The sequence below is a fragment of the Cyclobacteriaceae bacterium genome (genome assembly GCA_025808415.1).
Taxonomy (GTDB): domain Bacteria; phylum Bacteroidota; class Bacteroidia; order Cytophagales; family Cyclobacteriaceae; genus UBA2336.
In genome coordinates this window covers 2,605,659-2,617,996 of sequence record CP075525.1, presented here as the reverse complement: position 1 = coordinate 2,617,996, position 12,338 = coordinate 2,605,659, and the positions used below count along the sequence as shown (strand labels likewise).

The window sequence follows — 12,338 nt, the reverse complement described above, 5'->3', positions numbered from 1 at the left end:
TGAATTACAAATTTCCCCTTAACGCCTGCTCGCGTTCTATGGACTCAAACAAGGCTTTGAAGTTTCCTTTACCAAATGACTTGGCGCCATTGCGTTCAATGATTTCAAAGAATACGGTGGGCCTGTCCTGGATGGGTTTAGTAAAAATCTGGAGCAAATATCCTTCTTCATCGCGGTCAATCAGGATATTGAGTTTTTTTAATTCCTCGAGGCTTTCATTAATGCTCCCCACGCGCTCCATCACGTCTTCATAATAAGTTTCAGGAACATATAGAAATTCAACCCCACGTTTTCTTAATTCACCAACGGTATGGATAATGTCATCGGTGGCGATGGCAATATGCTGTACACCTGCACTTTTATAGAAATCCAGGTATTCTTCAATTTGTGATTTCTTTTTTCCGGTTGCGGGTTCATTGATCGGAAATTTAATATATCCATTTCCGTTTGAAACCACTTTTGACATCAAGGCACTGTATTCGGTGGAAATATCTTTGTCATCAAAAGTTACCAACAGGCTGAAGCCCATTACTTTTTCATAGAAATCAACCCAATGATTCATCTTGCCGAGTTCAACATTGCCCACACAGTGGTCTACATACTTCAATCCAATTGGTTCAACTTTAACACCACTGCTGCGTGTTTTATAGCCGGGAAGGAATGGCCCATTATAGTTTTTCCGTTCTACAAAAGTGTGAATGGTTTCCCCGTATGTTTTAATGGCAGCAACGACTACTTCTCCAGCTTCGTCTTTTAATACTTTTGGCTCAAAAGCAGGCTCCGCTCCACGCACTACAGTTTCCTGAAAAGATTTCCGGGCATCGTCAACCCAAAGCGCCAGTACCTTTACGCCATCGCCATGTTTTTTTACATGCTCGGCTATTTCTGAGTCAGGTTGTAATGAGGTGGTAAGTACCAGGGTAATTTTGCCTTGACGCAAAACATACGAAGCCCTGTCGCGCACTCCGGTTTCAGGCCCTGCATAAGCGATCAGTTCAAATCCGAATGCATATTGGTAGAACAAGGCCGATTGCTTGGCATTGCCCACATAAAATTCTATGTGATCGGTGCCATTGATGGGTAGGAAATCCTGTACCATAAGGTTGTAAAATATTTAGTGGGTAAAGTTAAGCCGATTGCTGTAATCTTTCACGAGAACCACTGAAAATCAGATCGTGCCGTGGTTTTCTACAAACAAAATTTTATAAAGCTTGCTTATTGGGCTTGCTCTCCGTATTTCATTTGGGGATTACATTTTCTATTTCCATGAATAATGTAATCTTTGCAGAAAAGTACCAAACGATGGATAGCAAAAAGCTTGATAAAGACCTTAGTGAGATAATCCGTAAAAAGCAGGAGCTGGACAAACTTGACTATAACGACCCCAAGTACGATGATTTGGAGGATGAACTTCATGACCTGGAAGATTCATTTGTGGATGAATTCGGTGAATACCTGGAGGAGAAACTTCAGGAGGTTCATGATAAGTTTTGCCCTGATACGGATGTACTTTCACCTACCGCTTATATTGGCAAAGGAATCGTTATTGATTTAGAGAAATACCCTGGTAAGGAGGCACGACTTGTTTTGAACAGCAACCCAACCCGTATTGCTTTGGCTGTTCGCGACCAGCAAGAGGTAGTTTGGAAGGCTGATTAACAGGTTAACGAAACCCAAGTTTCTTCCTTACGCGCGTCAACACATCGCGCGCAATTATCCTCGCTTTGTCTTCACCAAGTTGTAATTTCTTTTCGAGCTCTTCCGGATTGGAGAAATAAAAATTGAAGGCCTCCCGTTCAGCGGCAAATTTTTTAAGGATAAGCTCGTGAAGTTCATTTTTGGCGTGGCCGTAACCGTAATTTCCGGCCAGATAATTATTGCGCATGGCCACGGTTTGTTCCGGTGTGGCCAATAAGCTATAAATGGCGAAGGTATTATCTGTATCAGGATTTTTTGGTTCCTCCAGCGGGGTGCTATCCGAAACAATGGATTTGATCTGTTTCAATAATTCCTTTTCAGGTAAGAAAATATCGATAATGTTTCCATACGATTTACTCATTTTTTGGCCATCTGTGCCCGGAATGGTCATTACCTGCTCTTCAATTCTTGCTTCCGGAACAACAAAGGTCTCTCCGTATTGATTATTGAATGAAGAGGCGATATCGCGCGCCATTTCCAGGTGCTGTTTTTGGTCCTTTCCAACCGGTACAATTTGAGCATCATACAATATAATATCGGCTGTCATTAACACCGGGTAAGTAAATAACCCGGCATTAACATCGGCTAAGCGATCGGCCTTATCCTTAAATGAGTGGGCATTCGCCAGCATAGGAAAGGGCGTGAAGCAATTCAGGTACCAGGTGAGTTCGCACACCTCGGGGATACGCGACTGGCGGTATAAAAAGTTTTTCTCTACATCAAATCCGAAAGCCAGCCAGGCAGCAGCCACGGCACGAACATTATCTTGCCTTACCCGTGCATCTTTGATGGTTGTGAGGGAGTGCAGGTCGGCAATAAAGAAGAACGATTCGTTTTCGGGTTGCCTGGAAAGTTTGATGGCAGGGATGATAGCCCCCAGTAAATTACCCAGGTGCGGCCGGCCGCTGCTTTGAATACCGGTTAAAATGCGTGTCATGCCGCAAAGAAAATAAAATAACCCGAACCGAATTATGTTTTACTTTTGTAGGGTAAATAAAGTTTAGGTATGAAGCGGATCATCGGAATGTTGGTTTTGATCGGGGCAACCGTAGTGTCATTTGCCCAACTGGCTAAACCGGTTAAGTTTAACGAGGAGGTTTTTGATTTTGGTAGTGTAATTGAAGAAGATGGCCCTGTTTCGCATGAATTTGTATTTACCAATGTTGGCACAAAGCCATTGCAAATCCTGTCGGTACAGCCTTCGTGTGGTTGTACAACTCCCGGTTGGTCAAAAGAGCCAATCATGCCCGGTAAATCCGGATCAATAAAGGCACAGTATGACCCAAAAGGCCGCCCGGGTTACTTTAATAAATCGCTTACGGTAACAACGGATGCTGATAACCAACCCATAATACTTCAAATAAAAGGCACCGTAACGTCCAAGAATGGTTTTTCACCAGTTGAGTTTCAAGCCGTGAACGGAAACCTAAGGCTTAGAAGTTTGTCGTTTAACCTGGGTAAGGTTTTTATTAAAGATGAATTTGTTGTGCGTGATTATGAGTTTTACAACACCGGGGTTAAGCCGGTTAGTTACAGCGGAAAAACCGAAGGCCCCGAGTATATACGTGTAACCGTTGAACCAACCGTTGTAGAGCCCGGTAAAAAAGGCACGGTGAAGGTAGGCTATAATGGTAAAATGAAAGGGCAATATGGCTTTCAATCCGACCACATAACCCTGCATACGGACGATGAACTTCAGCCACTGAAAGGGTTTACCGTGTATGCTACGCTCGAGGATTATTTTCCTGAACTTAAACCGGATGAGCTTGCCAAAGCACCACAGTTACGGTTTTCGGCACAAGCCATTGAATATGGTTCGATGCGTCAAAATCAGTCGGTCACAAAATCAATTCAATTTACCAACACAGGTAAAACGGTTTTGGAAATCCGTTCTATACAGGGCAATTGTACCTGCATCCAAACGGAGGCCGATAAAACAAAGTTAAAGCCGGGGGAAAGTGCAGCGATAAAAGTTAGTTTTAATCCTCAGGACCGTAAAGGAACACAAACCAAATCGGTTACGGTTTATTCAAACGATCCGCAAAATCCGGTGCAGCGCATTACGTTAACCGGGGTCGTGGATTAAGCTATTGAGCAATAGTTTTTACAACCTGTGTAGTATTGCCTGATTTTATCCGGATAAAATATATACCCGATGGCACGCGGTGTCCGGTTTCACTTTTCCTGTCCCATTCGGCATATTGGGTACCTTCTATATCAGTAGTAGCTGTAATGGTTTTTATAGTAACCCCCAATTGATTGACGATCGTGATTTCAGTATTCACATACGAAGGAGATTGGTATTGGATGGTTACGCGCTCAGCAAATGGATTCGGAAAAATTTGCAGGCTTGATAATGAAAGCCTTTCTAATCCGATTATTACTTCTTCAATAATTTCTTCGCCTTCTATTTTAATATCGTCATAACAAAAAGTAATACCGTTAAGGGGTTGATGTTCCGGTACAATTTCAAACCGGTCAATATCGGTCCAGTCAAATAAGCCTTGTGGGTTATACCAGACATTATCCCATGCTCCTTTCTCGGTTAGGTTTTTAAGTGGAATCCGTACCTCCTGCCACTGGCCGTTAAAGGGTACTATTGTGTTGTCAATAGTTTTACCCATGCGCCAGGGCCGGTCGGATGGACCTGTTTTAGTATCTAAAAACCGCACATCAAACTTTGCTGAGGATGAAACGGACTTGATTTTAAAGGTCAGTTCAAAATCATGGTCTTTCAACTTGCTTAAGTCTACATCCGGCCGGAAGTCAAATCCTATGGCATCGTACTGCCCAACATTGCTCCAGCATAAACAATAATTGCCACTGGCGGCCCCGGGTGAATAAAAATCAATTGTTCCGCTGCTGCGGTAGCTGGCATTAAATACCCTTGGCCCGGGATAGTCATCATACAATACCAAACTTTTCAGTTCAGGTTTCTTTGTATAGGGTTGCTGAGGTGGTGTGTTGAAATTCAGTTTTTGAAGCAGTGAAATATTTAAATCATGGTCAAACATTTCGGCTGAGTTTTTATTAAACAGGCCAAAGCCGCCTTTGTAATCCCACATGGTCCATGATATTCCCTTTTGATTAAGGTAATTCGTTACGATTTCATACCACCTTATCCGATCTGCATTGTTGCTATTGGGAATGTATACGCCCAGTTCTCCACAAAAAACCGGAATATTTCGCTGCACTTTAAAAGCTACTGCAATATCGATAAGCTGACGCACACGGTTAATAGTGCCTTCAGTAGGGTAATTGTTTATGGCGCTTTCTACCCAGGTTCCTTTTAAATTGTCGGGTGTAGATGGCATAGTGGTTGCCGAATAAGGAAAGGGAACGTTTGCCAGAGAAGCCATGGATGGGCTTCCCCAAGTAGCGCCCTGGTGCGTGAAGATGAAGGGATCGTAAAAATGAAAGGTATAAATGAGTTTATCATCATCATAGACCGGTAGTTCCGAAAGATTGCTATATCCATTCCACCCGGCACCCCCAACAATGATATAGTGTTGGGGGTCATGCTCGCGAATAACCTCAATTACTTCTTGTTGTATTTGTGACCAAACCGCATCGCTTATTCCATGCGGCTCGTTCAATATTTCGTAATAGATGAAGTTTGATCGGTTTTTGAAATGCATAGCCATTTGTGCCCAGGTCTTTTTTAGGGGATGGATCACATCGGGTGTCGTAGCTACGTCTGGATCAAATGTGTGGTTGTCGAGTATTAAATGAAGTTGTAATTCCTCAGCCCAATCAACAACTTGATCAAGCATATTCAGGAAGAGCGGATCAAGGACATAATCAGGCGCTCCGTTGGTCATGTAATGAAGATTTATCGGAAGCCGTATAACATCGCAACCCAATGATTTTATTTGTTCAAAATCTTTTTTGGTAAACATGGTAAAGTGTATTTCACGTGCACTACCGGCCTGAAACCACCCTGTAACATTTACACCTTTGGTAAAATGTTGTGCACGAATATGTGTAAATGTTATTACCAGTATGAGTAGGGTAATCGTTCTCATGGTTGTTTCATCATTTCTTTTCGCTAAGCACCTGTTTGAAGTATTCTCCCTGTCGTGTAGTATTAAAATCCCAATCGCGTATCAACATCGGGTTCCAGTCAGGATCAAAGCACCAAACGATATACGAGATTCCATTTTGGTTACAATAAGCAGTAATGGCATCACCGTATGACTCGTTGCTGATAACGGGAATATGTGCGCCCTTTTCTTCCTCACCACTAAATCCAATCTCGGTTAAAATTATGGGGTAGTGGTTGGCCATTAAGCCCCAGTCTTTATTCCATTTATCTTCCCATGGTTTTTCACGTTTCATCGGGTAAGGGTGACTCACATAAGCAATTCCGGCTGCGTTTACCGGGTTACCGGCAGCCTCGCTAAGGTCGTAACCCCAGTTAAAGCCTGCCACTAATGGTATGTTAAGGGCCCCCTCGGCACGAATGACAGTAATTATTTCCTCAACTATGGCTTTCCATTCTGCCCAGGTACAGTTACCAAATTCACCATTGTTTACAGGTTCGTTGAATAATTCAAAAAACGCAACTGTGGAATGTTTGCCGTATTGTTTGGCCATGGTTTGCCAGAACTCGCGCGTTTCTTTTTTCGTGGTTTTGTACGATGGACGAAAGAATTTTTCGGTTTTAAGGTTGCCGATGCTGTGCCAGTCGATAATCACATAAAGCTGTAGCTCAGTGGCCCAGTGGATACCCTGGTCAAGTAATTTCAGGTAGCTGTCTTTTCCTAATGTGCGCCAATTAGCCGGATGCACCGGAAAACGCACTGCGTTTGCTCCCCAGTTTTTGATTTCCTGGAAGTAACGTTTGTTCCACTGGTTATCAGCCTGCAGTTTGTAGGGATCACTTGTGCTAAACCCGTGAAATACAATGGTTTCTCCGTAAGTGTTTACAAATAAATTTTCTTTTACCAGTATTTGAGGCAACGGTTTTGGTTGGGCGTAAAGGAAACTGCTTAATAAAGCCGTTAGTATTGATAAAGTGAATTTAAAATTCCTGATAGGCTTGTACATCTTTTTGTTGAGTTTAGCGATCAATCAAAACTTCAAAACATGAGGCTGGTAATGCTGCTTTGTTAAAGAGATTCGGATTGGAGTCGTTTTTATAAGCGTAGCGAATTCCTTTTATTGTGCTGATGTTTTTTGTACTCACCTCTACCGTTGCGCCATTGATTTTTGCTGGCATGGAATGCCACTGCTTTCCGTCATAGATTTCAAACTCTTTTAATTTGCCATCTTTACTGATTAACCCTTCTTCGCTGTACCTGAAGTGGATGATTACTTTATCTTTTTTGATTTCATGGGTTTGATACAAAGGACCTGAAAAGGGAATAGCAACCCCATAATCATGATGCAATGCCCAGGCGGCTAAACGTCTGCCAACGTCAAGTTTGTTCCGGGGGTGGATGTCCTCCAGGTTTCCAATGTCGGATACAACAACGAGTCCGGTTTGCGGTACTGAGTTCGCTACCTTTCGTTGTTGGTCACGTACTATGGCACCGTTAACATTATCCCTGCCATAGCCCGACCATGGGGCGATCTGCACGATGTAAAATGGAAATTCATAATCCCATGCCTCACGCCAATTTTTAATTAAGGTGGTTAATGTTTGCTGGTAATGGATGGCATTGCTTGTATTAGCCTCGCCCTGGTACCATAGCGCGCCCTTAATTTTGTAGGGGGCAAGCGGGTAAACCATAGTGTTGAACAAGCTACCCGGCTTAATTGGGCTCCAGCTAACAGGCTTAAGCATTTCGGCACTTTGCTTCAAGGTTTGATTGCCTTCAATAATAGATTCGTGCATCCAAACCTCAGCGGGCGAGCCTCCCCAAGCCGAACAGATTAGACCAACCGGAACATTTCGTTTGCTATGTATTTCTCTTCCAAAGAAATACATCAATGCACTGAAGTGATACATGCTTTCAGGCGTACATACCACCCATTTTCCGGTTAGGTGCTTCTGTAGAATTGAATCGGCCCAGGGCAGCACCGTAAAAAAGCGTATTTGTGGGTAATTGGCTTTAGTCTTTTCATCTTCACCACCATCAATTTTCATAGCCGGTGTCCACTCCATATTTGACTGCCCGCTGCCTAGCCAAACTTCACCAATCAATACATCGTCAATAATGATTGTGTTATAACCTTGTATGGTAATCTGGTAGGGGCCACCGGCTTTCGGGGTTTCAATATTGAAACTCCAGTACGAACTCACATCGGTCACCTTTTTGTACTCTTTGGAAGAATCCCAGCTTACGGTAATTTTTACTTCTTCCAGTGCTTTGGCCCATCCCCAAATCGTTATGCTGGTGTTTTGTTGCAGCACCATGTGATCGCTGAAGATGGCCGGCAGTATGACGTTTGCTTTTGCCAAGCCTACGAAGGCGATCAGAATAGTCGTTAGAAATAATTTTATTCTATAGTTCATTTTATTGATTAATCCTCCATGATGTTTCGTTGTGCATATTCCGAAGGTGTAACGCCAAACATCTTTTTGAAACATTCGCGGAAGTAGGGTAGGTCAGTAAAACCAACTTCATACGTTACTTCTGCCACCGTAAGCTGGTGCTGTTCCAGTAGTTGGGCTGCCCGTTTCAAACGCATACAGCGAATAAACTCATTGGCCGAAAAGCCTGTAAGCGCCTTAAGCTTTCGATATACCTGCATACGACTCATGGCTACATCCTGGCAAAGGTTTTCTATGGTATAGTCAACGTTTGTCATGTTGCTTTCAATACTTTCAAGCACTTGTTGGATAAACAATTCATCGGCTGAGTTTAATGTTACTTTTTTAGGTTCAATGTTCAATACCTGCCGATCCCTGAAAGCTTCATGTAACCGGGTTCTAAGTTGAAGCAGGTTTCTTACTTTCAATTCCAGTACTTTTGGATTAAAAGGTTTGGTAAGGTATTCATCGGCCCCGGTTTCAAGTCCTTCTATCTTGTAGATCAATGAGGTGCGTGCGGTAAGCAGGATGAGCGGAATATGTGATGTTCGCTTGTCAGACTTTAGTCGTTTACATAATGTAATGCCGTCCATAACGGGCATCATTACATCGCTGATGATCACATCAGGTATGGTGGTTATTGCCTTTTCCCATCCCTCTTCACCTTGGGTAGCTTCAATTACGGTATATGCATTGTTAAAAATTGATTTAATGTATGCACGAACGGTACTAACATCTTCAACAATCAGTAGTTTGGGCAGTAACCTGCTTCTATCATTTTTTTCAACAGGTTCCTCATAGGAAATAGAGTTCCATTCGGTGTCAATTAGTGATGGGTAATGATCCATTGATTCCAGATCATCTGACCAGGGTTGTATCTCCTCCTGAATGAAATGCTCTTTTCCTTTCTTTAAAATAATTTTAAAGTGGGTGTATTCGCCTTCTTTGCTCTCCACCTGAATAGTGCCCTGGTGCATTTCAACAAGGCTTTTTGAAAGGGCAAGGCCGATACCGGTACCGGTGTGCTGCCGGTTTTCGTCATAACTAAAGAAGGTTTGGAAAATATGTTCAAAATGTTCCTGTTTTATGCCCTTTCCTGAATCCTTCACAATCAGTTCTACCGTGTTGCCTTTATCGTTGACTTCAAGAATAATTGTTCCGTGTTGTGGTGTATGCTTAAATGCGTTTGAGAGCAAGTTGAGCAGGATTATTTCAAATTGATTACGATCGAACCATACTTTTATATTTTCATGGGTGGTTTCCATGATAAATTGGATCTGCATTTGTTCGGCCAGTGCATCAAACGACAGTTTAATTTCACGTACGAACCGTACAATATTGCCTTCTGAAACTTTAAGGTTAAGGTTTCCGGATTCGGCCTTACGGAAATCGAGTAATTGATTTACAAGCCTGAGCAGGCGTTGGGAATTATCACTTATGTTGGAAACAAGGTTTCTCGCTTGCTTGCTTAGTTCCCCAGACTCAAGAAGGGATTGTGCAGGGCCTAGTATAAGGGTGAGCGGAGTACGAAACTCGTGGGATATGTTCGTGAAGAAATCGAGTTTGGCTTTGTTTAGCTTTTCGAGGTTTTCGCGTTGAAGCCGTTCCAGTTTGATATCGTGAAGTAAGTTTGCGCGCAGTAGTATAAATCTTCTGAAAATATATAAAGCAACAAATCCAAGCAGCACATACAGTACGGCAGCCCAAAAAGTCTTCCACCAGGGGGGGTGTATTACAAGTGAAATTTGACTGTACTCTTCTTGCCATATACCATCTATACCGGATGCTTTTACTTTAAACGTATAAGTGCCGGGGTTTAGGTTGGTATAGTTGGCAAACCGTCTGTCGCTTTCGGTGTAATTCCAGGTGTCATTAAACCCCTCCAGCATATAGGCATACCTAATTTTTGGGGGTGCTGCAAAATCAAGCGAGGCAAATTCAAAGGCAACTGAATTTTCGAAGTGCTTTAATTCAATTTTTGAGTTGTTTCGAAGCGGCCCATCGAGCAGGATTCTGCCATTCACTTCTTCGCCATAAGCAACATTTTTCCCAAACAGTCCGAACTGGGTAATGGCCAGTGGCGAATTTTCAGGTCGCTGTATAATTTTTTTGGTATCAATACGGTTGAAGCCTTCTGAACCTGCAAACAATAATTCTCCTCCTAAACCTTTGACACAAACATTGTTATAGAAGAACCCACCCATAATGTGGTCGTTTCGATCATAATTTCGTGTCCAGGTTTGGTCAGCCGGGTCAACCACAGTTAGCCCGTTCCAATGGGCCAGCCATAATTTTCCCTGGCTGTCTTCCAAAATGCTAACGATAACATCGTTGCTGGGCCCGCCTTCAATTTTATAGTGCTCAAAAATGTCACGTCTTCTGTCGAAAGAACTTAATCCGCCATCGGTTGCAAGCCAAAATATTCCTGCGTGGTCTTCATAGATACAGTTAATAAAATTATCGTTGATGCTATTGGTCTCTGATCGTTTATAATGCTCCACTTTTAACTCTTCTCCACCTTCTTTAATGCTGAAGAAGCCATTTCCGCGGGTACCTACCCAGGTTGTTCCCGAGCGGTCTACATAGAGTACTACATTTGGTGCAATGGACAACCGTGGGTCTTCATAGCGGATAACATCGCCATGTTGGAGGATTTTATAAAGCCCGCCTCCCCAGGTACCTATTAATACGTTATCACGGCCATCGCTTGTAATGGCCATGATGTAGTTGTCTTTTAAAATGGAATTGGTTTCTGTTGCGTAGTGATTGTAGGAAGAAATTTCGGAGGTTGTTAGTTGATGTTCATTGAAGTGGTACACACCTGCCCCGGCAGTGCCTACCCACACACTTCCCTTACCATCGGAATACAGGGTTTGAACGAACTCGGTAAAAGTATTTTCTTCCGGTGTAACAATTTTGTACTTCGTGAAGGAATTAATCCCGTCAAATTTATACAGTCCGCCACCGATCGTGGAAATCCAATACCCTCCGGTAGCGGATAGCTGAACTCCCGTTATAATGCTTTTTGTTTTATCGAACTGGGCAACCGTAAATGATTCAAATTCTTTTGTATAGGAGTCGAATTTGTTAATTCCTTTTTTTGTGCCAACCCACAATACACCGCCCCGGTCGATGTATAAGGAGGTGACTGATCCATGGCTTAGGTTCATTTCGTTCCACCCGGTAAGTTTGCGTTCATCAAATTGCATCGTTAGCACATTGAAAAACGAAATACCGGATTCGGAACCTGCAATCAGGTAAGGATGGTCACCCGCCACCACCAACAGGCTGCTGAAGAGACTGTAGCTTGCTGGTTTGTTGGGTATGCTGTAGCTGCTGAGTTGGCCATTAATAAGCGCTTTAAGTCCTTTTTTAGTGGTAAGCCAAATGCCGGTACCGGTTTCGGTAGGCAGGCTGGCGATATCGTAAATGTGGTTGTGTAAGGCCTGGTTATCGGTCTCCTTATCGTACAAATAACTTTTAAATACATACCGATCGTCATGGCTTTGTAGTTTATTCAACCCATAGACTGTTCCAACCCAAATTTCGTTATTGGCTGAACGGTGTATGGCGGTAATAAAATCGTGTGTGAGGCTGGGGGATGTTTTGGTAGTAATATGTGAAAAGCCTGAACTGTTCTTTTTGCGGATGTTAATCCCATTTTCTGTCCCAATCCAAAGGTTGCCATTGGCATCTTCCTGTATGGCGCGTATATTGTTGTTGCTTAAACTGGTTGGATCAAGTTCATCATGAACAAATTTTTCAAAAGAGCTATTGTTCTTGTTGTACCGGAAAAGTCCGCCCATGTGGGTGCCTATCCAAAGAAACCCGGATTGATCTTCGAAAAGTGTGAGTATTTTATTACTTTGAAGTTTGCCGGGTTGGTTTTCGGAGTGGAATACGGTGGTGGTGTAGCCATCGTAGCGTATTAATCCCGACCAGGTGCCAATCCAAAGGTAACCTTCACTATCCTGCAAAATACAATTGATGGAACTTTGCGATAAGCTTAACTCTTCCTGCAATTGATCAAATACAAGCTTTTTCTTATACAATTCTGCGGGCTGTGCATAGCCATTATACGAATGCAGCACCATAACCAACAGGATTGCCCACAACCAGGTGATGTTCCATTGCCTATTTGCTGATACCATAATTTTCATGA

General features: G+C 42.9%; 8 protein-coding genes. 2 read left to right on the top strand and 6 right to left on the bottom strand.

Annotated elements, in window-relative coordinates; all coding sequences use genetic code 11:
- Nucleotides 1-4: 4 nt before the first annotated feature.
- Nucleotides 5-1,099 (bottom strand): 4-hydroxyphenylpyruvate dioxygenase, encoded by a 1,095-nt coding sequence (gene hppD, locus KIT51_11835; GenBank protein ID UYN85569.1) that lies wholly within the window; start codon nt 1,097-1,099, stop codon nt 5-7.
- Between the two features lie 203 nt (nt 1,100-1,302).
- Between hppD and KIT51_11830 the strand changes: the two genes are divergently transcribed.
- Nucleotides 1,303-1,659 (top strand): hypothetical protein, encoded by a 357-nt coding sequence (locus tag KIT51_11830; GenBank protein ID UYN88575.1) that lies wholly within the window; start codon nt 1,303-1,305, stop codon nt 1,657-1,659.
- A gap of 4 nt (nt 1,660-1,663) precedes the next feature.
- Here the strand turns inward: KIT51_11830 and trpS are convergent, their stop codons facing one another.
- On the bottom strand, nt 1,664-2,635 hold the full coding sequence (gene trpS, locus KIT51_11825; GenBank protein UYN85568.1) for a tryptophan--tRNA ligase: 972 nt from the start codon (nt 2,633-2,635) through the stop codon (nt 1,664-1,666).
- Between the two features lie 69 nt (nt 2,636-2,704).
- On the opposite strand from trpS, the gene KIT51_11820 reads away from it, so the two are divergent.
- Nucleotides 2,705-3,784 carry a DUF1573 domain-containing protein gene (locus KIT51_11820; GenBank protein ID UYN85567.1) on the top strand — a complete coding sequence of 360 codons (1,080 nt, stop codon included), beginning with the start codon at nt 2,705-2,707 and terminating at the stop codon, nt 3,782-3,784.
- Nucleotide 3,785: 1 nt separating this feature from the next.
- Here KIT51_11820 and KIT51_11815 read toward each other — a convergent pair whose 3' ends face one another.
- From KIT51_11815 to KIT51_11800, 4 genes are read right to left on the bottom strand one after another with little or no spacing between them, the layout of a single operon-like run.
- On the bottom strand, nt 3,786-5,723 hold the full coding sequence (locus KIT51_11815; GenBank protein UYN85566.1) for a cellulase family glycosylhydrolase: 1,938 nt from the start codon (nt 5,721-5,723) through the stop codon (nt 3,786-3,788).
- A gap of 10 nt (nt 5,724-5,733) precedes the next feature.
- The gene (locus KIT51_11810) at nt 5,734-6,747 is read right to left on the bottom strand and encodes a cellulase family glycosylhydrolase (protein ID UYN85565.1); all 1,014 of its coding nucleotides are present in this window, start codon (nt 6,745-6,747) and stop codon (nt 5,734-5,736) included.
- 13 nt (nt 6,748-6,760) lie between these two features.
- The gene (locus tag KIT51_11805) at nt 6,761-8,158 is read right to left on the bottom strand and encodes a sialate O-acetylesterase (protein UYN85564.1); all 1,398 of its coding nucleotides are present in this window, start codon (nt 8,156-8,158) and stop codon (nt 6,761-6,763) included.
- Nucleotides 8,159-8,166: 8 nt separating this feature from the next.
- Nucleotides 8,167-12,327 carry a response regulator gene (locus KIT51_11800; protein ID UYN85563.1) on the bottom strand — a complete coding sequence of 1,387 codons (4,161 nt, stop codon included), beginning with the start codon at nt 12,325-12,327 and terminating at the stop codon, nt 8,167-8,169.
- Nucleotides 12,328-12,338: the final 11 nt, after the last annotated feature.